We start from the raw sequence: 20,113 nt of genomic DNA on the forward strand, positions 1-20,113 counted from the left end.
GCTTCAGCGTCGCCGCATTCCACCGAATCCGCTCACGCCGCCGAACGGATGCATACCGCCGAATCCGTGGCCGACGGCACCGGCCGGAAACGCACCGTGGTGAAAACCGGCACCGATCGGCGCGCCGACGCGGCGATGGTCCACCCCGTTGAAGTGGACGACATGATCGAAGTGGTGGAAATGATGGAAGCGGTGGAAGCGATCGACGAACACGAAGCCCACACCCGCGCCGATGAAAAGCGGCGGCCCCCAGTACCCCAGGTCGGCATACGGATAGTCCGCTGCCGGATACCATAAAACACTACCATCGGCGCTCTGCACGAACTGCCATGTGCCGTCGTCCTGCAGGCACGCACGCCCGACGATTTGCTGCTCGGTGCCGTCGATGTTCGCTTGCGCGACGACCGCCCGGCAGTTCGTCGTCTCGTCCGCCAGATCGTCGGAGGTTTGCGCAAAGACCGCCGCGGAACAGCCGAGACAGACGAACCCTATCCCGGATCGAAACCAGTTGCCCATGATCGGCTCCTGCCACATTGTCCCCGACCACTCGACCGCGGGCGCGGCTGACGGCGCCCGGCAGATCGAATTGCTCGCGCACGATTCATCATGCGGTGCTCACGCGCCGCCGCATCGTGCAGGGTCTCCCGACGGCTAAACGATGCAGCGCGCGGGCTTATTCCAGGGGTCTGGTGCGAATGATCGACGCAGGCACCGTCGATTGGCGCCCGGCCTAGCGGCTGGCGAAGCGGTAGGCAGCCGCTGCCGTGATCCCGAATACCAGATGGGCCACAAGTGTGATCGCGCCACGAACCGGGATGAACCACGGGAAGATCGCGGTGAACGCGTACAGGTTGACGCCGTACACGATGAGGCCGAACGCGCCGCCCACGAAGAGCGCGGCCGCGAGCGACAGGTTGCGAATCACCTTCGCCAGCACAGCCGCATAGACCAGCGACAGCGCGAGATGCACGACGGTCGCCACCGTCATGACCAGTGGATCAAAGCCGGCGGACGCGCCGAGCACGCCGCGCCCCATCACGATGGCCGCCGTGAGGCGCGTGTCGTGCAACAGGTTCCCGATCGCGTCGTCGCCGACGATCGGCCAGAGCAGCAGCTCGACGACGGTCGAACCGGCCGCCGCACCGAACGCTGCCCAGAGAACCGGGACGACACTGGCTCGTTTCAATTGGCGCCCCCATCGCACGCGGCCGATGCATCGAGGCGGCGTGCGCCCCACCCATTCCGGTGCCGGTCGGGCAGCGTGCGCCCGTGATGCCGCACCGGGCAGCCACGCAAGATTACGACGCCCCTTCGCAATCCGACCAGTAGGCGAACGGATCGCGATGTTTCGGATAGTTTTCGTCCAGCCATTTCAGCAACGTCGCCCGCGCGTTGTCCATGTCGGCTTTCAGCGACGAGGTCGTCAGTTCGTGCACTTCGATGGACTTTTCGCGATCGATCACGAAGCAGTTCCAGTCGGGGCCGTCGAGATCCGGATCGTCGGATGCCTTCGACGACTTGCCCCAGCCGAACCCCTTGCGCGCGTCGATGTAGTACCGCGGATGCACTTTCAGATACGACATCTCGCCGCCCTGCAGGCTGCTCTCCGCGCGTAGCACGTCGTGTCCGTCGACGATCTGCGTGACTTCCGGCAGCCGGCGCGCTCGCCATCCGACGGGCAGCGTCGCGATGGCCTTGACGCTGTCGTACATCCCCCACTCCAGCCCCCACGCTTCGGCCATGCGCTTCATGAATGCGTTCGCATTCGGATAGCCGCGCAACTGGATCCGGGTCGACAGCGTGACCTCGATACCGCCGCGCCCGCCCGTGCCGGCGGATGCGTCGTCGGCGCTCGCTTCGAACGGATTGCCCGGACGCGACGCGCGCGTCGCATCCGCGGGCGCCATGCCCGAAAACAGCTGGTCGAGCGCGGCACGCGCTTTCGACGACTTGTCCGGCTTGTTCATTGTTGACCTCGCTCGCATCCGCACGGATGCATCCCTTTTCGAATCTCGTTCATCTCTCCACCTCATCGTTTTTCGCGGTCGCATTGTCGTCGATCCGGCGGCCCGAGCCTAGTGCCGCGTATCGCACAACGCTTTTTCGCTCCCGCCAGCGACCATGGCGGGTCGACACGATACACCGGCCAGCGCTAGCCGCCTGCCCCCACCGCCGCCCGCATCCGCTCCATCAACGCCAGCACCTCAGGCCGATTCTCCCCCTTCGCATGCACGAAGTAATACCTGAGCACCGAATCGACTTCGTGCGGGCTCACGCGCACGAGTTCGCTGCGCTTCAGATAGGCGTCGGCGAGCGGTACCCGCGCCAGTGCCACGCCGAGCCCGGCCTCGGCGGCGGCCAGCACGAGGTTGTAATCCTCGAAGCGGCGATCCTGCGCGCGCGGCTTGAACGGCACGCCCAATGCATCGAACCACGTGCGCCAGCCGGTCACGTCGGAATCGTGCAGCAACGGCATGTCGAGCAGCGCGGCATCGCCGCGCCGGCGGCGCGCCTTCGCCAGTTGCGCGGCAAGCCGCGGATGCGCGACCGGATAGAGCCGTTCCGGCATGAACGCGCGGGTGTCGAGCTGACGCCAGTTGCCGCGCCCGTACCGGATCGATAGATCCGCTTCGCCGCCGGCGATGTCGACGTTGCGCAGATCGATGCCCAGTTCGATCCGCAATGCGGGCGCCTCGCTCTCGAGCGCATGCTGGCGCTCGAGCAGCCAGAGCTGCGCGAAGGCCGGCACCACGCTCATCCTGACCAGTCGCGGCGTACGCGGCGAGCGCCACTGATCGGCGGCACTGTCGATGATCGCGAACGCCTGCTCGATCCGGCCGACGAAGCGCTGGCCGTCCGGCGTCAGGCGCACGCCGCGCGCATGGCGTTCGAACAACCGCAGGCCGAGCCAGTTTTCGACAGCGGCTACCCGCCGGCTGATCGCGCCGTGCGTCACGCCGGAGACATCGGCCGCGGCCAGGAACGACCCCTCGCGCGCGACCGTGCACACCGTCTCGAGACTCGCGAGCGGCGGCCGCGCACCCGGCGCCGGCGCTGCGGCGGGCGACGCCGCCGGCGCGCGCTTTGCGCGGGTTGAAGCGCCGGCCGGCCGCCGGCTCGAGCTGTGAATCGTGGTCATATCTGCGTGCTGATCTGTGCGCTAGCTTAGCATCTTGCCACACCGCATCATTGCCGCATGAACACGCTCTCCACCCCGTCGTCGCGCGCTGCGCGGCAGCCGCTGATCGCGGCAGGCGCGGTCGCCTTCACGATCGTCTCGTGGGCGTCCGCTTTCCCGTTCATCCGGATCGGCCTGCATGGCCTGACACCGCTACAGCTTGCGGCGGCGCGCTTCGCCACGGCGGCCGTGCTGATCGTCGCGTGGCTCGTCGTGCGGCGGCCGCGCGTGCCGACCCGGGGCGACGCGCTGCGCTTCCTGCTGTGCGGCTTTCTCGGCATCGCGCTCTACAACGCGCTGCTCAATACCGGCGAGCAAACCGTCTCGGCCGGCGCGGCGAGCTTCATCGTGAACACGCTGCCGATCTTCACGGCGCTGCTGGCCGCGGTGTTTCTGGGCGAGCGCTTCAACCGCTGGGGCTGGCTCGGCTCGCTGGTCAGCCTCGCCGGCATCGCGGTGATCGCGCGCGGGCAGCCGGGCGGCCTCGTCCTCGGCGCCGGCAGCACGCTGATCCTCGGCGCGGCCCTGTGTTCGGCCAGCTATTTCGTGCTGCAGCGGCGGCTGATTCCGGTGTACGGCGCGCTGGCCTGCACCGCGTACACGCTGCTCGCCGGCGCGCTGCTGCTCACGCCGTGGCTGCCGGGCGCGCTCGCTGCGCTGGGCAGCGGGTCGCGCGACACCGCGCTGGCCGTGCTGATGCTCGGCATCTTCCCCGCCGCACTGGGTTACGCGACCTGGACCTTCGCACTCGGCTACTTCGGCGCGGCGCGCGCCGCCAACTTCCTCTACCTGACGCCGGCGGTCGCGACGGTCTTGTCGATGGTGCTGACGGGCGAGCGACCCGGCATCGAGACGGTGTGCGGCGGCCTGCTGGCGATTGCCGGCGTGATCTTCGTGGCGTTGCGCGGACGTTCTTAGGCTCGCAGCCGAATCGGGCCGGCCCGATCGCCCCGACGATCCGCAAGCGAGCCGGTCGGGACGAACCCCGGCATCTGCAAAGCGGAATGCATCGCGTGGGTCGCCTACCCGCGCCCAGTCGTCGACGCTGCCGGGCTCGACCGTTAGTTGCATTAAAACGAGGATATCGATCGCGATGAAGCATGGCCCCGCAACCGGATGCGCAATCGAAATCGTCCAAACTGTGCAGACAAATCGACCGAACAGTTCCGGATTGACCGTGCATCAGTGTCCATGGCTTCGTTCCACCCGCCGGCCGAATAATGGATGCGTTCGTAAGGCCGTCGACAGCGAATCGCAGCCTGTGGCCTGCCGCGGCGCACGATTTCCGGCATCCGGCGCCGTCGAATTTCGGGCGCTGGTCGCACTGCGCCCGCCCCGCTACGTGATTCGCTGCAGCGCGCAAAATCGGCTTCATATATATTCATACGAATTGCACCGTTTCAGGCCCCGATTCGCCCGTTCACCCGGGCGGCACGTCGCGGGGCAGGACGCGATGCAGTGAAGCCCATGATGGGTATGGAGACTCGTCCGATCGCCCCGACCTCGCCGTCGGCCGGTCGAGACGCGAATAGAAAGACATTCAAATCGGAGATGGCAGATGGAACGAAGCACTGTCGGCATGCGCTGCAAACCCCTGATCACCGTCGCACTGGCTGCCGCCGCATTCGCGGCCGCGTCGACCGCGATGGCCGACCAGGTCGTCAAGATCGGCAGCGTCGAACCGACGACGGGCGGCATCTCGCACCTCGGCAAGGACAACGAGAACGGTGCGCGCCTCGCGGTCGAGGAAATCAATGCGAAGGGCCTCACGATCGGCGGCAAGAAGATCACGCTGCAACTCGATGCACAGGATGACGCGGCCGATCCGCGCCAGGCTACCCAGGTCGCGCAGAAGCTCGTCGACGACAAGGTCGTCGCCGTCATCGGCCACCTGAACTCGGGCACGTCGATCCCGGCGTCGAAGATCTACAGCGACGCGGGCATCGTGCAGATCTCGCCGTCGGCCACCAACCCGACCTACACGCAGCAAGGCTTCAAGACGACCTACCGCGTGGTCGCGACCGACGCGCAGCAAGGCCCGGCGCTCGCGAGCTATGCGCAGGCGAAGGGCGTGAAGAGCGTCGCGGTGATCGACGATTCGACCGCGTACGGCCAGGGCCTCGCGAACGAGTTCGAGAAGAAGGCGAAGGCGCTCGGCCTGAAGGTGCTGTCGCACGACGCGACCAACGACAAGGCGGTCGACTTCCGCGCGATCCTGACGAAGGTCAAGGGCGAGAACCCGGACGCGATCATGTACGGCGGCATGGACGCCACCGGCGGCCCGCTCGCGAAGCAGGCGAAGCAGCTCGGCCTGCGCGCGAAGATCCTGTCCGGCGACGGCGTGTGCACCGACTCGCTGGCCGAACTGGCCGGCCCGGCAGCCGACAACGTGCTGTGCTCGCAGGCCGGCGCCGCGCTCGAGAAGATGCCGGGCGGCGCGGACTTCCTCGCGAAGTACCAGAAGCGCTTCAACCAGGGCATCAAGTTCGATGCGCCGTTCGCGTATGACGCGGTCTACATCGCGGTCGACGCGATGAAGCGCGCGAACTCGACCGATCCGGCGAAGATCCTCGCGGCGATGCCGGCGACGAAGTACGAAGGCGTGATCGGCACGACGACGTTCGATTCGAAGGGCGACCTGACGCACGGGATCATCTCGATCTACGGCTACAAGAGCGGCAAGAAGACCTTCCTCGACCAGGTGAAGATGTAACCCGTCGCGGCGCCGGTGCGACGGGAACGCCACTCGTCAGCGCCGGCGCCGCGCGCGCCGAATTCTGATTCACGGAGACGAAGCATCATGTGCGCAATGGCGTATGCGGAATTTCAACAGGAGTTGAAGAAGGCACAGCTGACGGCGCGCGAGTTCGCCCGCCTGATCCGGATGAACGAAAGCTCGATCACGAACTATTCGAGCAAGGGTACGGTTCCTTCCCACCTCGCGGTCATCGCGAAACTGATCGGCACGATGGCCGCGCACGAGATCGATTTCCGGCGCGTGATCCGGCAGATGCGGATCGAACCGAAACGGCCGCGCGGCGGCGGTGTGTTTCCTGCTGCGGACAAACCGCGTTCCGGAAAGACGGCGAAAGCCGACGCCTGAGCCCAGGCATGCGTCGACGACGGCACGACGCTTGCCGCGCGACGCTGAATCGAATGTCATCTCACGGGCAACGCGACACGCGACGTCCGGTCATCACCCCGCCGCCCGCATGTGATCGAGCAGCGCCTGCAACGGGTGCCGCACCTGCTTCGACGACATCCGCTTCACCTGGCTGCGGCACGAATAGCCGGTCGCCAGCGCCTCGCCTTCATCCTCCGGCCCGTCCACGTGCGCCGCCCACGACTGCGCATAGATCGTCTTCGACGTCGCGAGATTGCGCGCCTCGTGTCCGTAGGTACCCGACATCCCGCAGCATCCGGTGGCCTGGACCTTCAACCGCAGCCCGCGCCGCGCGAACACCTGGGCCCATTGCTTGCCGCTGTCGGGCGCATTGGTCTTCTCGGTGCAGTGCGGCAGCAACCGGTACGACGCAGGCACGCCGCCGACACCGGCACCAGCTTCCGGCAGCACCTGCAGCAGCCATTCCTGCGGCAGCGCCACCTTCGGCACATCGGAAAGCCCCGTCACCTTCAGGTACTCCTGCCGATACGTGAGCGTCATCGCCGGATCGAGGCCGACCAGCGCGACACCTGAGCGCGCCAGCGCGGCCAGCTGCGTCGCATTGCGGATCGCCGCCTGCTCGAACGCGCGCAGGAAGCCCTGCACGTGCAGCGCCTTGCCGTTCGGCGCGAGCGGTGCGAGCCACACCTGGAAGCCCATGCGCGCCGCCAGCTCGATCAGCGTCGCCAGTTGCTCGGTATCGAAATAGCGCGTGAAGGTGTCCTGCACGATGACGACGCTACGTGCGCGCTGCGCGTCGCTCAACGCGGCGAGCGCCTGCGGATCGGCCGGCTTCACCTGCCATTGACGGATCACGGCCGCGAGGTCGAAGCGGCTCAGCAGCGGGCTGTCGACCATGCCGACGTGCCGCTCCAGCACCGTGCGCACCCATCCTGCCCCCATCAGCCCGTTGTACAGCGCGGGCACCCGCGCCATCCACGGCGTCGTGAATTCGAGCGAGCCGATCAGGTAGTCGCGCAGCGGCCGCAGGTAACGCTGGTGATACAGCTCGAGAAAACGCGAGCGAAACTCCGGCACGTTCACCTTCACCGGGCACTGCCCCGCGCAAGACTTGCACGCGAGGCATCCGGCCATCGCGTCGTACACCTCGTGCGAGAAATCGGCTTCGCCGTTGCGCGCCGCACGGCTGTTGCGCCAGCGCGCGGCCAGGCCGCCCAGGAACGGCTGCCGCGCACGCGCCGCCGCGACGACGTCGACGCCGGCCTGCCCTTGCAGACGCAACCATTCGCGCATCAGCGACGCCCGCCCCTTCGGCGATTGCACGCGTTCGCGCGTCGCCTTCCACGACGGGCACATCGCGTCGTCCGGATCGAAGTTGTAGCACGCGCCGTTGCCGTTGCAGTGCATCGCGGTGCCGTAGCTCTGCCATACACGCTCGTCGATCTGCCGGTCGTGGTCGCCGCGCGTCAGCACTTCGTCGATCTTCAGCAGCCGCATCGTGTTCTCCGGCGGCGTCGCGATCTTGCCCGGGTTGAACTGGTTGTGCGGATCGAACGCGGCCTTCAGTTGCTGCAGCGACGGATACAGCTCGCCGAAAAACGCCGGCGCATATTCGGAGCGCACGCCCTTGCCGTGCTCGCCCCACAACAGGCCGCCGTGGCGCTGCGTGAGCTCGGCCACCGCATCCGACACGGGCCGCACCAGCGCCGCCTGCTTCGGATCCTTCATGTCGAGCGCCGGCCGCACGTGCAGCACGCCCGCGTCGACGTGCCCGAACATCCCGTATTGCAGCCCGTGGCCGTCGAGCAGCGCGCGGAATTCGGCGATGTACGCGGGAAGGTTTTCGGGCGGCACGGCGGTGTCCTCGACGAACGGCTGCGGGCGCGCCTCGCCCTGCACGTTGCCGAGCAGGCCGACCGCGCGCTTGCGCATCGCATACACGCGCTTCACCGCGTCGTCGCCCGCCGCGAGCGTGTGGCCCAGGCGCTCCACGCTCTTGTCGCTACGCAGATGATCGACGAACGCGCTCACGCGCGCATCGACGTCCCGCGCATCATCGCCGCTGAATTCGATCAGGTTGATGCCGAGCGTCGGCCGGGCGTCGTCCTGCGGGAAATACTCGGCCACGCTGCTCCACACGAAATCCTTCATCGCCAGCATCAGCACCTTCGAGTCGACCGTCTCGATCGACAGCGGCTGGTGCGCGAGCAGCGCGCGGGCGTCGCGCAGCGCGTCCATGAAGCCCGCGTAGCGCACGTTGACCAGCACCGAATACTTCGGGATCGGCAGCACGTTGAGCTTCGCTTCGACGACGAAGCCGAGCGAGCCTTCCGCGCCGCACAGCACGCTGTTCAGGTTGAAGCGGCCGTCGGGTTCGCGCAGGTGCGCGAGGTCGTAGCCGGTCAGGCAGCGGTTGAGCTTCGGAAACTTCGCCTCGATCAGCGCCGCCTTGTCGTCGCTGATGCGCCGCGCGGCGCGGTAGACCTTGCCGATGCGATCCTCGCGCGCGCAACGGCGCTCGAGCTCGTCGTCCGCGAGTGCTTCGCTGTGCAGCTGCTCGCCGCCCATCAGCACGAAATCGAGCTCGAGCACGTGGTCGCGCGTCTTGCCGTACGTGCAGCTGCCCTGCCCGCTCGCGTCGGTGTTGATCATTCCGCCGACGGTCGCGCGGTTCGACGTCGACAGTTCCGGCGCGAAGAACAGCCCGTGCGGCTTCAGCGCCGCATTGAGCTGATCCTTGACGACGCCCGCCTGCACGCGCACCCAGCGCTGCTCGACGTCGATTTCGAGGATCCGGTTCATGTTGCGCGACAGGTCGACCACCACGCCGTCGGTCAGCGACTGCCCGTTGGTGCCCGTGCCGCCGCCGCGCGCGGCCACCGCGACGTCGCGATGCGCGGGCTCGGCGAGCAGGCGCGCCAGCAGCCGGACGTCGTCCGCATGCGCGGGGCAGATCACCGCTTGCGGCAGACGCTGGTAGATCGAGTTGTCGGTGGCGTGTACCGTCCGGTTCGCATGGTCCGCGTGGATTTCCCCGGCGAATCCGGCGGCCTGCAGCGCGGCGAGAAAGTCACGGTACGCATGCGCGGGCGGGCTGGCGGGACGGGGCAACGAGGCGATCGACATGGGCTAAAAGCGGCAGTGTGGGTGGAACCGGCCGGCTCGCGTGGCTGAAACATGATTTTTTAGCAAGTTTCCACGCGATCGGGAATTCCAGTATCTTTGGATATTGCACGAGAAACAAACGAATTCTGCTCCGGCGAATATTGCATAAAACTCATGAATTACCGTCGCCTCACCCCGTCGATGTCGCTGCTGCTGGTGTTCGAGGCCGCCGCGCGGCATGAAAGCTACACGCGCGCGGCCGAGGAGCTGTCGCTGAGCCAGAGCGCGATCAGCCGGCAGGTCCAGACGCTGGAGGATCAGCTCGGCGTGCCGCTGTTCCGGCGCGAGGGCCGCTCGGTCAAGCTGACCGAAGTCGGGCGCCGCTACTTCACCGAGTTGAGCGGCGCACTGGGGCGCATCCGCGGCGCGACGCTGCAGGTGATGTCGCACCAGGCGGGCGCCGGCACGCTGCGGCTCGCGACGCTGCCCACGTTCGGCTCGAAATGGCTGCTACCGCACCTGCACGATTTCTACGCCGCGCATCCGGGCGTGACCGTGCACGTCCATTCGCGGATCGGCGCGATCGATTTCCTCAACGACGACCTCGATGCGGCCATTACCGTCGGCGCGGGCGACTGGCCGGGCCTGCACGCGCACCGGCTGTACAACGAGTTCCTGATCGCGATCGCGCCGCCGGACCCGGGCAGCGGCAGCCGACGCAAGGCCGACGCACGCACGCCAGCGTGGGCCGCGAAGCAGACGCTGCTCGGCGTGACGAGCAACCAGCAGGCGTGGGCGGAGTGGTTTTCGCACTATCGGCTCGACCATCGGCAGATGCGCATCGGCCCGAGCTTCGAGCTCACGTCGCACCTGATCCAGGCGGTGCGGGCCGGGATGGGGATCGGGCTGGTGCCGAAGGTGCTGGTGGAAGACGAGCTGAGCCGCCACGAGCTCGTGTCGATCGGCGACGCGATCACCAGCCAGCGCAGCTACTACCTCGTCTACCCGCCGGGGAACGAGACGCTGCCGTCGCTCGTCGCGTTCCGCGAATGGCTGCTGAAGTCGCGCTGAAACGCGGCCGGCGGCGGGCCGCTCAGGTGCGCCATTCGCCGAGAATCTGCTCGGCAAGGTAGTCGCACGGCGGGCGCGCGGACTGCGGGCTGCGCGCGAGCACGACCTCCATTTCGCCGAGCGGCGGCAGCCCGTGGCTTTCCGACAGCTGCACGAGATGATCGGGAATGCAGCAGCGCGCCAGCGGCGCGACCGCGAGCCCGGCCTCCACCATGCTGAGCAGGCCGAGGTGGCTCGGGCTCTCGTACGACATCCGGTACGGGATCTTCCGCCGGTTCAGCGCCTTGACCGCGTGATCGCGCGCCGTGCTGCCGCCGTGCGTGAAAAAGGCCACCGGCAGCGGCCGCTCTTCCCACACGTTGCGCTTTGGCGACCCGACCCAGACGAGCGGTTCGAGCCGGATCAGCTCGCCGGTCACGCCCTTGATCCGCGTGAGGCACGCGAGGTCGACCGTGTTGTCCTTCAGCATCGGCACGAGCGCGCTGCTCGGCTGGCCGATCACGCGTATTTCCACGCGCGGATGCATCGCGGCGAACTTGCCGAGCACCTGCGGCAGCAGCGACGAAATGTAATCGTCGGGCACGCCGATCGTCACGCGCCCGCGGACCTCCGGGCGCACGACCGACGCCCAGGCCTCGTCGCGCATCGCCAGCATCCGGCGGCCGTATTCGGCGAGCATCGTGCCGTCGTCGGTCGGCGTCACGTTGCGCGTGTCGCGGATGAACAGCGGCTTGCCGAGCGCGTCTTCCAGCGCCTTGATCTGCATGCTCACCGCCGACGGCGACCGATGCACGGCCTGCGCGCCCTGCGCGAACGATCCGGATTCCGCGACGGCCACCACCATCGCGAGCACATCGAGGTCGAGCTTTTTCATCGCATTCAGAAAACCTGATTAATCGATTCAGTTTATCCCGTTTTACTGTTCTCCTCCACGGTCGGACAATGCATCCCGTCAGCCCTTACTCGTTGCAGGAATCATCAGACATGCATACGTCCGGATCGCTCTACGGATTTCTCGTCATCGGCGGCATGCTCGCGGTCACACCCGGGCCGAACATGGTCTACGTGATGTCGCGCTCGATCGCGCAAGGTCGCACTGCGGGGCTCATCTCGCTCGGCGGCGTGATGATCGGCTACCTGTTCTACATGTTCGGTGCGGCGTTCGGGATCACGACGCTGTTCATGAGCGTGCCCTACGCGGGTAGTGTTCTGGCCGTGGTCGGTGCGGCGTACCTGTTGTATCTCGCGTGGCAGGCCGTCCGGCCCGGCGGCCGCTCGCCGTTCGAGGTGCAGGCGTTGCCCAGCGAGCGCCCGCTTCGGTTGCTCGCGATGGGCGCGACGACCAGCGTGCTGAACCCGAAGCTCGCGATGCTGTTCATTTCGCTGCTGCCGCAGTTCATCGACTACGGGAACGGCAGCGTGCTCGGGCAATCGCTGTTTCTCGGTTCGCTGCTGATCACCGCGTTCGCTTGCGCGAACGGGCTGGTGGCGATCTGTTCGAGCCGCATCGCGACGTTCCTGCACGGGCGCCCGACGCTGCTGCTCGCGCAGCGCTGGGCGATGGGGCTCATTCTTGGCGGGCTCGGCGTGCAGATGGTGGTCGATGCGTCGAAGATGGCGGGCATGGCATAGTGCGCCAATCACGCCATCGAGCGTGACGTTGTCGAGCACGTCGTCCCGTGTCAGTCCCTCGGTCCGGCCGTCCAAGACGGCGGCCGTTGAGGCCACGCCCATGAATTGACGCCGCGAGGGCGTCGGCGGACGGATATCGATTGGCACGCATGCTCCTGTTTTCGAGGTTTTTCATCTCAGTACTACTGATTTGTAGCCACCGGAACCAGGACAGCCGCGCGCCGGTTTTACGCGAGATAGCCGGAAACGCCGTCCCAGAGCAGTTTCAACGCGGTCACCGCGAGCAATCCGTAGCAACTCCGGTAGATCAGGCGCTGATCCAGCCTGCCGTGAAGCCGCCAGCCGCACACCACGCCGGCCGGAATGGCAAGCAGGCACACCGCCATCAACGCCCAGACATTCGCGGTCGGCCGCACGATCAGCAGCCACGGCACCGCCTTGATCGCATTGCCCACGGTGAAGAACAGGCTCGTCGTTCCCGCGTACATCTCCTTGCTGAGGCCGAGCGGCAGCAGATACATCGCGAGCGGCGGGCCGCCCGAGTGCGCGACCATCGTCGTGACGCCCGATGCAAGGCCGGCCGAGACGGCCTTCGGCGACGAACGCGGACGAACCGTCGGTTTCGCGCCACCCCTCACCCACAGCCCGACGAAGACCAGCGTGACCACCGCCATCAACAGCTCGATGGCACGATGGTCGAGGAAGCGGAAAGCCAGGTAACCGAACCCGATACCGACCACCAGCCCCGGCAGGAGCAGCACGAGGTCGGGCTTCGACCATGTCGACGGCTTCCAGTACCGCAGCGCGAACAGATCCATCGCGATGAACAACGGGGCGAGCAAGCCGCCGGCCGTCACCGGGTCCATCACGAGTGACAGCAGCGGAATGCCGATGATCGCGAATCCGCCACCGAACGCACCGCGCATGAACGCGATCACGAACACACCGGCAAACGCGATCAGGATCGTGGCCAGCGTCAATTGCAGGCCCATCGCAGCAGGGGTCGCCATCACGACCTCCGTGCCGGTTCGAATCGCGGCGTGGCGGACTGCCACGGAGCGGGTCGCACGGGCGGCATCGCCGCACGGTGGATCCGGGTTGAACGCATTGCACCCATGCTGCTTCTCCAATGAGGTACCGGGGCAATGCGGTACCCCAACGCACCGCCGGCCGCACGGGCCGCACAAGCATGTCAGCCCCGGTACAATCGACTTGATGAAAGCAGAATGCACCGCCATTAGACTCAGTGCAATTAAAACATTGACCTCGGTGCAATAATCATTGTTATCGGTGCAATCCATGTCGAATTCCGAATATCTGCAGTTGGCGGACGCGATCGCCGCCCAGATTGCCGACGGCACGCTCAGGCCGGGCGACCGCCTGCCTCCGCAGCGTCATTTCGCTGACCAGCATGGCATCGCCGCATCGACGGCGGGACGGGTTTATGCGGAATTGCTGCGCCGCGGCCTCGTGGTCGGTGAAGTCGGTCGGGGCACTTTCGTGTCGGGCGAGACGCGACGCGGGGCCGCTGCGCCGGGCGAGCCTCGCGGCGTTCGGATCGATCTCGAGTTCAACTACCCGACCGTCCCGGCCCAGACCGCGTTGATCACCAGAAGCCTGCGCGGATTGCACCGACCTGCGGAGCTCGACGCCGCGTTACGCGAGGCGACGAGTACCGGGACCCCGGCCATCCGAAGCGTTGCCGCCGCGTATCTGGCGCAGCATGAATGGGCCCCGTCGCCCGACCAGCTGGTGTTTACCGGCAACGGGCGGCAAAGCATCGCCGCGGCCGTTGCCGCGGTCGTGCCGACCGGCGGGCGCTGTGGCGTGGAAGCACTGACCTACCCGTTCATCAAGGGCATCGCGGCCAAGCTGGGGATCTCGCTGGTGCCGCTGGCGATGGACGAAGACGGCGTTCGGCCCGACGCCGTGCAAAAGGCTCACCGCGAGGCCAGGCTGTCGGCGATCTACGTTCAGCCGGCCATCCAGAATCCGCTGGGCACGACGATGAGCGCCGCTCGCCGCGCCGACCTGCTGCGTGTCGTCGACAAGCTCGACATACCGGTCATCGAAGACAACGTTTACGGTTTTCTCGGCGACGAGCCGCCGCTGGCCGCACTCGCTCCAGATGCCTGCATCGTGATCGACAGCCTGTCCAAGCGGGTCACGCCAGGCCTGACCCTCGGCTTCATCGTGCCGCCGCCGCGGCTGCGCGAAAGCGTGATGGCGTCGGTACGCTCGGGGGGATGGACCGCTTCCGGGTTCGCGTTTGCAGCCGCGCAGCGATTGATGCGCGACGGCACCGTGGCCGAACTCGCGAGATTGAAACGCATCGACGCCAGCGCGCGTCAGGCGCTGGCGATCGAGCGCCTCGCGGGTTTCGATGTCCGGACCAACGGCAAGTGCTATCACCTGTGGCTGACGTTGCCGGCGCACTGGCGTTCGCAAGCCCTCGTCGCAGCCGCGGCCCGGCGCGACATCGGGCTGACGCCGTCGACCACCTTCGCCGTGTCGTCCGGCCATGCGCCGAACGCAGTCCGGCTCGCGCTGGCCGCGCCGAGCATGGATCAGCTCGATGCCGGCCTGCGCACGCTGACCGCGATGCTGAACGGCCGGGAGGACGATTTCGACGCGACCGAGTAAGCAGCGCGCGGATGCGTCGGTATGCACCGCCCCCCTGATTCGGTATCCGGATCAATATCAAGCCGTCACCGCCGACCACCCGCCAGCGGCGCCACGCCGTCACTTCGTCAGCAGCTCGGCCTCCAGCTCGCGCAGCCGCTCCGGGAACCGGACGCGCAATACCAGGAACCACCCGAGCCCGATCGCCAGCAAGGCGACGAACACATAAGGCAGCCACGCATAGACGCCCGCCGGCACCGGATACACGCTGCCGGCCAGCGGAATCGCGAGCAGCACGACCGCCACGACGCTGATCGCCACATGTCGTGCACGCAGCCGGCGCTGCCGGCGCAGATAAAGCGGCGCGCCGATCGCCACCAGCACGTACGCAAGCAGCCAGCCGTACGTCGCGATCGAACTGAGATAGCCATACGAATCGAGCAGCGCGGCGCCGCGTGCGGTGAACACCAGCGCGGTCACCAGCGCCAGCACCGCGATCAGCGCCACCGCGACGTGCGGCGTCGCATTCCGCTCGTGCGCCTGGCCCGTCGACGCATGCAGCACGCCCTGCCGCCCGAACGTATAGACGATCCGCGCCGCCGCATTGATCGACGAGAAGAACGCCGCGAAGAAACTCAGCGCCACACCCGCGTCGATCAGCACGCCGACCCAGCCGGCCCCGAGCCGATGCGCGAGCACCGCGAGCGGGCCGTCGACCTGATCGAGCGGCGGCGTCTGCCCGTGGAACGCGCTCACCATCCCGTACGCGCCGATCACGAACAGGATCGCCGGCCCGACGACGCTGATCAGCACCGCACGCGGAATCGCGCGGAACGGGTCACGAGCTTCCGCGCCGAGCACGGTCGCACTCTCGAACCCCGTGAAGCTGAAGAACGCGAGCACCATCCCGAGCTGCAACTGTGTCGGCTTCACGCCTTCCAGCGTCAATTGCGCGCGATCGACCGGATGCCCGCCGAACGCGATCGTCCCGACCACGACGACGGCGATCAGCAGCAGCGTCGCGAGTTCGACGAACAGCGTGAAGCGCGTGGACAGCCGGATGTCGCGAAACGCGATGTACCACGCGGCGAACGCGGTGACGACCGTGAGCCCGAGCACCGCGCCGAGCGGCGTCGCGCTGCCGAGCAGCCCGGTCTCGCGGCCCAGCACCAGAAACGTGTTGATCGTCCCCTGCAGGATGCCCGCGGCGGCCACCGCATAGGCGATCAGCAGCGACCAGCCGCAGATCGCGCCCCAGACCGGCCCGATGCCGGCCGACACATATGCATACAGCGCGCCCGGCGACGCCGAGTCGCGCGCGAACACCGAGATGCTCCACGACGCGAACAGCAGCGCGACGATCGCGAACAGGTAGGCCAGCCACGTGCCGTTGCCGGCCGTCGCGAAGACGGCGGGGATCAGCACGCCGATCCCGCCCGACACGCCGACGAGGCCGATCGACTGCGCGATCAGCTCGGGCAGGCTGAGATAGTTGCGCCGCAGGCCGCCTGCCGGCGGCACGGTATCGTGCGCAGGCAATGCCTGCGCGGTGCTTGCTGGATGACTCATCGATTTATCTCGTCAGGAATGAAGCGAAGCCGTGTAGGCCGCCTGCGCAGCAGTGAAGGCTGCCAATGCGGCCAGCGGGTTTCCTTGCCCATGTTTCGTCGCGGGAAATACGCCGGCACGACCCGGCTAATTCCACGAATGGCGCGCGGGCTTCACGCCATTGAGGTAGTAGTTGCCGATCGCGTGATACTTCCAGCGCACCGGGTCGTGCAGCGTATGCACGCGCGCGTTGCGCCAGTGGCGGTCGAAGTTGTATTTCGCGAGCGTCGACTTGCTGCCGCCGAGCTCGAACAGCTTGCTCGCCGCGAGCAGCGACACCTCGGTCGTCGCGATCTTCGCCTCGCCCACCGCGATCGCGGCCTGTGCGACCGTTTCCTCGCTCGGCTCGCGTTTCGCCGCATCGACGAAGCGTCCCGAGCGCGCGAGCAGCGCTTCAGCCGCATGCACGCGATACGCGATGTCGCCGATCTGCGCGACCGTCAGCGGATCCTCGCTCGCGCGTTCGACGCCGCTGTCGATCCACGGGCGCGCATGCTGCTGCACGAACGCGATCGTGTCCTGCAGCGCGGCGCGCGCAATGCCGAGGTCGATCGCGGCGGTCGTGATCTGCGCGAACGGGCCCGCGAAGGTCGGGCGGTCGTACGAACGCTGCGTGTGGAAGATTTCGAACGGGCTCACGCGCACGTTCTCGACGATCACCGTGCCGCTCGCGGTCGTGCGCTGCCCGAAGCCGCTCCAGTCGTCCACGACGGTCAGCCCTGGCGCCCCCTGCTTCACGAACGCGAGCACGGCCTGGTCCGACTCGTCGAGCGCGAGCACCGGAATCCAGTGCGCGAACAGCGTGCCGGTCGAATAGAACTTGCGGCCGTTCAGCACGAACGCGTCGCCGTCGCGGCGCACACGCGTCTGGATGTCGAGCACGTTCTTGCCGCCCGCTTCCGAGAACGCATTCCCATAGCGCGTGCCCTTCAACACGAGATCGAAGAAGAAGCGCTTCTGCGCATCGCTGCCTTCGAGGCGGATGTCCTCGATCAGGCAGTAATGGTTCTGCGGGATCTGGCCGAGCGACGGGTCCGCCTGCGAAACGATCGCGATTACCTCCGCGAGCGTCACGTTCGACACCTCCGCGCCGCCGTATTCGCGCGGCACGGTAATGCCCCACAGGCCGCTCGACGAGAACAGCTCGATCTCGTCGAACGGCAGCTTCCGCTCGCGGTCGCGCAACGCGGCGTGCTCGGCCAGTCGTGCCGCGACCTGGTGCGCGACGTCGAGTGCCTCGGCATCCGAGCCGATGACGGGAACGGAAGCGTATGGGGTGCCCGCTTGGGGTTGCACGTTTTCTTCGATGAATTCCGTAGACATGTAGATTCCGGTAAAGCGCATGAACCGGCCGGCGGTGCCGCGAAGCGTCCGCCAGCCTCCTGTTTCGATATCCGAAACGTTGAACCTGGATGACCCGCAAGAGCGGCCTTCGTCATCCGGTCGGTCGGCCTGCGCGCGGCACGCGTGAATGCGCGCCGCGCACCGGCCTCCGCGTCACGCGGCAACCGCCTGCTGCTGCGCCTCGAGCTCGCGCACGAGCGGCAGCACGCGCTGGCCGAAGTACTCGACTTCCTCGATGAAATGCAGGAACCCAGCGAGTACGAGGTCGACGCCGATCGCCTTCAGCGCGACGATGCGCTCGGCGATCTGCTGCGGCGTGCCGATCAGGTTCGTACGGAAGCCGTCGTTGTACTGCACGAGATCCTCGAACGTCGACTTCGCCCAGTTGCCCTCGCCTTCGGGCGATGCCTTGCCGGCCTGCTTCACCGCATCGCCGAACGCGTGCACGGCCTCGACGTGCGCGTGCCGAATGATGTCGTCGAGCACGGCCTTCGCCTCTTCCTCGGTATCGCGCGCGATCACGAACGCGTTGACGCCGATGCGCACGCGATGGTTGTTCGCCGCCGCCTTCGCGCGGATGTCGTCGATCTGCGCCTTCAGGTTCTCCGGCGTATTGCCGTTCGTGAAGTACCAGTCCGACACGCTCGCCGCGTTGTCGCGCGCCGCCCGCGAGCTGCCGCCCTGGAAGATCTCCGGATGCGGCTTCTGCACCGGCTTCGGGCTCAGCGTGTAGTCGTTGAAACGGTAGAAATCACCCTTGAACGTGAAGTTGTCCTGTGTCCAGATGCCCTTCAGCGCCTGGATGAATTCCTTCGAGCGCCGGTAGCGTTCGTCGTGCTCGAGCCACGGCTCGCCGATCGCGGTGAATTCGCCCTTGAACCAGCCGCTCACGACGTTGATCGCGATGCGCCCGTTCGAGATGTGGTCGATCGTCGCGAGCTGCTTCGCGACCACGGCCGGATGCCACGGCCCCGGCAGGATCGCGGCGAGCACCTTGAGCTTCGTCGTCGCATGCAGCAGCGCCTGGCTGAACGACACCGACTCGTGCTGGTATTCGGCGCCGTAGCCGGCCGTGAAGCGAATCTGGCTCAGCGCGTAGTCGAAGCCGGCCGCCTCGGCCGTGCGCGCGAGCTGCTGGTTGTATTCGAGGCTCCAGTCGGTGCGCTGCTCGATCGTGCTGACGACGAGGCCGCCGCTGACGTTCGGCACCCAGTAGGCGAACTTGACGCCATCGGCGGAAGAGTCGGTATGGCTCATGAGTGTGTCCTGGTCGGAAAAGAAAACGCAGGCGGCCTACGCGGCCGCGACGGAAAGCGCATGCGGGCGCAATTGGGGCACCGCGCGATCGACGGCGAGCGCGATACGCGCGCGCAGCGCCGGGTTCGTGATCTGGTACTGGTCGAAATCGCCTTCGGACGCATACACGCCGATCGGCAGCGTGCGGGCCTGGAAGAAGCTGAACAGCGGGCGGAGCTGATGATCGATCACGAGCGCATGACGCTCGCTGCCGCCGGTGGCTGCGAGCAGCACGGGCACGTCGATCAGCGCTTCGTGATGCACGAGGTCGAACAGGTGCTTGAAGAGGCCCGTGTACGACGCGCGATACACGGGGCTCGCGACGACGAGCGCATCGGCCGTCTCGATCGCGCGGATCTGCGCATCGAGGTCGGCCGGCACCTGCGCGCGCGTCAGCGCGCCGGCCAGCCGACTGCCGATCTCGCCGAGTTCGATCAGCCGTGTTTCGATCGGCAGTGCGGCGCCGAGCGCCGCGACGATCGCGTCGGTCAGCGCCAGCGTGCGCGACGGCCGTTGCAGGCCGCCCGATATCGCGACCACGTTGATTGCATTGCTCATCGGTTGCATTCCCATTGTCGAGTCGGGTGCCGACGCACCCGTCACGTCATGGGTCAGCAAGGAGCGTGCCATTTCAACGATCGAGACGGAGACCGATCGTCTGCATGACGAAATGCATCGCGATCGACCGCCAGTCGCGGCGCCGCCGTTGTTCGCGCACGCCGATAAGCGTGCCAGCGATGGCGTCACAACCATATTCCACAGTGCGATGAACTCGGGGAAACAACGCTGCTGATCCGCTGCTGCGTGATCAGCAGCGCGATGTGCGGCAGGCAGGTATTTCCGCTTCGACACGGATTCCGGCAGGCGCACGACGTCCATCGGCACGCGTTGGCGCCCGCTTTTCCCGTTCACGCGCCGGCGCGACGCCTCCCACCGTTGCAGTAGCGCCGGCATGGCTGCCGCATCGTCGCGTTGCGTACTGCCGATCGCCGTGCCGCGCGACCGTGCCGTGCGCGACTGCGTCCAGCGCAGCAATCCCGCATTGGTTATCAGAAATCGATGTTTCCCGCGTTGCGCGAAACGTTGAACACTCTGCTGATCACGCAGCACCCGGCCAGCAACGCACGCCGCGG

18 protein-coding genes are annotated in these 20,113 nt (G+C 67.0%); 7 read left to right on the top strand and 11 right to left on the bottom strand.

The window, feature by feature from the left end; translation table 11 throughout:
* Positions 1-3: 3 nt before the first annotated feature.
* The 4 genes from CFB41_RS34100 to CFB41_RS34115 all read right to left on the bottom strand — a co-directional run bounded on the left by CFB41_RS34100 (position 4) and on the right by CFB41_RS34115 (position 3,139).
* Positions 4-516 carry a hypothetical protein gene (locus CFB41_RS34100; RefSeq protein ID WP_089459768.1) on the bottom strand — a complete coding sequence of 171 codons (513 nt, stop codon included), beginning with the start codon at positions 514-516 and terminating at the stop codon, positions 4-6.
* A gap of 214 nt (positions 517-730) precedes the next feature.
* Positions 731-1,186 carry a sodium:proline symporter gene (locus CFB41_RS34105; protein ID WP_089459656.1) on the bottom strand — a complete coding sequence of 152 codons (456 nt, stop codon included), beginning with the start codon at positions 1,184-1,186 and terminating at the stop codon, positions 731-733.
* Between the two features lie 112 nt (positions 1,187-1,298).
* Positions 1,299-1,967, bottom strand: a complete 669-nt coding sequence (locus CFB41_RS34110) for a nitroreductase (protein WP_089444584.1) — start codon at positions 1,965-1,967, stop codon at positions 1,299-1,301.
* A 185-nt stretch (positions 1,968-2,152) separates the two neighbouring features.
* Positions 2,153-3,139 carry a LysR substrate-binding domain-containing protein gene (locus CFB41_RS34115; RefSeq protein ID WP_089444585.1) on the bottom strand — a complete coding sequence of 329 codons (987 nt, stop codon included), beginning with the start codon at positions 3,137-3,139 and terminating at the stop codon, positions 2,153-2,155.
* Positions 3,140-3,196: 57 nt separating this feature from the next.
* Here CFB41_RS34115 and CFB41_RS34120 point away from each other — a divergent pair, with 57 nt between their 5' ends.
* The 3 genes from CFB41_RS34120 (at position 3,197) to CFB41_RS34130 (ending at position 6,281) form a co-directional block, all read left to right on the top strand.
* Positions 3,197-4,096: a DMT family transporter gene (locus tag CFB41_RS34120; protein WP_089459657.1), complete on the top strand. Its 900-nt coding sequence runs from the start codon at positions 3,197-3,199 to the stop codon at positions 4,094-4,096.
* A gap of 640 nt (positions 4,097-4,736) precedes the next feature.
* Positions 4,737-5,891, top strand: a complete 1,155-nt coding sequence (locus CFB41_RS34125) for a branched-chain amino acid ABC transporter substrate-binding protein (protein WP_089444587.1) — start codon at positions 4,737-4,739, stop codon at positions 5,889-5,891.
* Positions 5,892-5,978: 87 nt separating this feature from the next.
* The gene (locus CFB41_RS34130; RefSeq protein WP_089459658.1) at positions 5,979-6,281 is read left to right on the top strand and encodes a DNA-binding protein; all 303 of its coding nucleotides are present in this window, start codon (positions 5,979-5,981) and stop codon (positions 6,279-6,281) included.
* Between the two features lie 93 nt (positions 6,282-6,374).
* On the opposite strand, the gene CFB41_RS34135 is transcribed toward CFB41_RS34130, so the two are convergent.
* Complete coding sequence (locus tag CFB41_RS34135) at positions 6,375-9,428, bottom strand: FAD-binding and (Fe-S)-binding domain-containing protein (RefSeq protein ID WP_089459659.1); 3,054 nt, start codon at positions 9,426-9,428, stop codon at positions 6,375-6,377.
* 153 nt (positions 9,429-9,581) lie between these two features.
* Here CFB41_RS34135 and CFB41_RS34140 point away from each other — a divergent pair, with 153 nt between their 5' ends.
* On the top strand, positions 9,582-10,478 hold the full coding sequence (locus CFB41_RS34140) for a LysR substrate-binding domain-containing protein (protein WP_089459660.1): 897 nt from the start codon (positions 9,582-9,584) through the stop codon (positions 10,476-10,478).
* 22 nt (positions 10,479-10,500) lie between these two features.
* Here the strand turns inward: CFB41_RS34140 and CFB41_RS34145 are convergent, their stop codons facing one another.
* On the bottom strand, positions 10,501-11,352 hold the full coding sequence (locus tag CFB41_RS34145) for a LysR substrate-binding domain-containing protein (RefSeq protein WP_089459661.1): 852 nt from the start codon (positions 11,350-11,352) through the stop codon (positions 10,501-10,503).
* A 110-nt stretch (positions 11,353-11,462) separates the two neighbouring features.
* Here CFB41_RS34145 and CFB41_RS34150 point away from each other — a divergent pair, with 110 nt between their 5' ends.
* Positions 11,463-12,110 carry a LysE family translocator gene (locus tag CFB41_RS34150; RefSeq protein ID WP_089459662.1) on the top strand — a complete coding sequence of 216 codons (648 nt, stop codon included), beginning with the start codon at positions 11,463-11,465 and terminating at the stop codon, positions 12,108-12,110.
* A gap of 227 nt (positions 12,111-12,337) precedes the next feature.
* On the opposite strand, the gene CFB41_RS34155 is transcribed toward CFB41_RS34150, so the two are convergent.
* A complete protein-coding gene (locus CFB41_RS34155) occupies positions 12,338-13,120 on the bottom strand; it encodes a sulfite exporter TauE/SafE family protein (RefSeq protein WP_089459663.1) in 783 nt (260 codons plus the stop codon).
* Between the two features lie 289 nt (positions 13,121-13,409).
* Here CFB41_RS34155 and CFB41_RS34160 point away from each other — a divergent pair, with 289 nt between their 5' ends.
* Positions 13,410-14,753 carry a PLP-dependent aminotransferase family protein gene (locus CFB41_RS34160; RefSeq protein WP_089459664.1) on the top strand — a complete coding sequence of 448 codons (1,344 nt, stop codon included), beginning with the start codon at positions 13,410-13,412 and terminating at the stop codon, positions 14,751-14,753.
* Between the two features lie 99 nt (positions 14,754-14,852).
* On the opposite strand, the gene CFB41_RS34165 is transcribed toward CFB41_RS34160, so the two are convergent.
* The 4 genes from CFB41_RS34165 to msuE form a co-directional block, all read right to left on the bottom strand.
* The gene (locus tag CFB41_RS34165) at positions 14,853-16,301 is read right to left on the bottom strand and encodes an APC family permease (RefSeq protein WP_089459665.1); all 1,449 of its coding nucleotides are present in this window, start codon (positions 16,299-16,301) and stop codon (positions 14,853-14,855) included.
* A gap of 126 nt (positions 16,302-16,427) precedes the next feature.
* Positions 16,428-17,663 (bottom strand): SfnB family sulfur acquisition oxidoreductase, encoded by a 1,236-nt coding sequence (locus CFB41_RS34170; protein WP_089459769.1) that lies wholly within the window; start codon positions 17,661-17,663, stop codon positions 16,428-16,430.
* A gap of 174 nt (positions 17,664-17,837) precedes the next feature.
* Positions 17,838-18,941 carry a dimethylsulfone monooxygenase SfnG gene (gene sfnG / locus CFB41_RS34175; protein WP_089444595.1) on the bottom strand — a complete coding sequence of 368 codons (1,104 nt, stop codon included), beginning with the start codon at positions 18,939-18,941 and terminating at the stop codon, positions 17,838-17,840.
* Between the two features lie 36 nt (positions 18,942-18,977).
* A complete protein-coding gene (gene msuE / locus CFB41_RS34180; RefSeq protein WP_089444633.1) occupies positions 18,978-19,538 on the bottom strand; it encodes an FMN reductase in 561 nt (186 codons plus the stop codon).
* On the opposite strand from msuE, the gene CFB41_RS37930 reads away from it, so the two are divergent.
* Positions 19,522-19,773, top strand: coding sequence for a hypothetical protein (locus tag CFB41_RS37930; RefSeq protein WP_144029989.1), 252 nt, complete (start codon positions 19,522-19,524; stop codon positions 19,771-19,773). The genes msuE and CFB41_RS37930 overlap by 17 nt on opposite strands.
* Positions 19,774-20,113 lie beyond the last annotated feature (340 nt).

Source organism: Burkholderia sp. AU33803, assembly GCF_002223095.1.
Lineage (GTDB): Bacteria > Pseudomonadota > Gammaproteobacteria > Burkholderiales > Burkholderiaceae > Burkholderia.

Excerpts from the sequence above, each read along its gene's own strand:
- CFB41_RS34100 (WP_089459768.1), bottom strand. The coding sequence starts at position 516 with ATGGGCAACTGGTTTCGATCCGGGATAGGGTTCGTCTGTCTCGGCTGT.
- CFB41_RS34110 (WP_089444584.1), bottom strand. The coding sequence starts at position 1,967 with ATGAACAAGCCGGACAAGTCGTCGAAAGCGCGTGCCGCGCTCGACCAG.
- CFB41_RS34115 (WP_089444585.1), bottom strand. The coding sequence starts at position 3,139 with ATGACCACGATTCACAGCTCGAGCCGGCGGCCGGCCGGCGCTTCAACC.
- CFB41_RS34120 (WP_089459657.1), top strand. The coding sequence starts at position 3,197 with ATGAACACGCTCTCCACCCCGTCGTCGCGCGCTGCGCGGCAGCCGCTG.
- CFB41_RS34125 (WP_089444587.1), top strand. The coding sequence starts at position 4,737 with ATGGAACGAAGCACTGTCGGCATGCGCTGCAAACCCCTGATCACCGTC.
- CFB41_RS34130 (WP_089459658.1), top strand. The coding sequence starts at position 5,979 with ATGTGCGCAATGGCGTATGCGGAATTTCAACAGGAGTTGAAGAAGGCA.
- CFB41_RS34135 (WP_089459659.1), bottom strand. The coding sequence starts at position 9,428 with ATGTCGATCGCCTCGTTGCCCCGTCCCGCCAGCCCGCCCGCGCATGCG.
- CFB41_RS34140 (WP_089459660.1), top strand. The coding sequence starts at position 9,582 with ATGAATTACCGTCGCCTCACCCCGTCGATGTCGCTGCTGCTGGTGTTC.
- CFB41_RS34145 (WP_089459661.1), bottom strand. The coding sequence starts at position 11,352 with ATGAAAAAGCTCGACCTCGATGTGCTCGCGATGGTGGTGGCCGTCGCG.
- CFB41_RS34150 (WP_089459662.1), top strand. The coding sequence starts at position 11,463 with ATGCATACGTCCGGATCGCTCTACGGATTTCTCGTCATCGGCGGCATG.
- CFB41_RS34155 (WP_089459663.1), bottom strand. The coding sequence starts at position 13,120 with ATGGCGACCCCTGCTGCGATGGGCCTGCAATTGACGCTGGCCACGATC.
- CFB41_RS34160 (WP_089459664.1), top strand. The coding sequence starts at position 13,410 with ATGTCGAATTCCGAATATCTGCAGTTGGCGGACGCGATCGCCGCCCAG.
- CFB41_RS34165 (WP_089459665.1), bottom strand. The coding sequence starts at position 16,301 with ATGAGTCATCCAGCAAGCACCGCGCAGGCATTGCCTGCGCACGATACC.
- CFB41_RS34170 (WP_089459769.1), bottom strand. The coding sequence starts at position 17,663 with ATGTCTACGGAATTCATCGAAGAAAACGTGCAACCCCAAGCGGGCACC.
- sfnG (WP_089444595.1), bottom strand. The coding sequence starts at position 18,941 with ATGAGCCATACCGACTCTTCCGCCGATGGCGTCAAGTTCGCCTACTGG.
- msuE (WP_089444633.1), bottom strand. The coding sequence starts at position 19,538 with ATGAGCAATGCAATCAACGTGGTCGCGATATCGGGCGGCCTGCAACGG.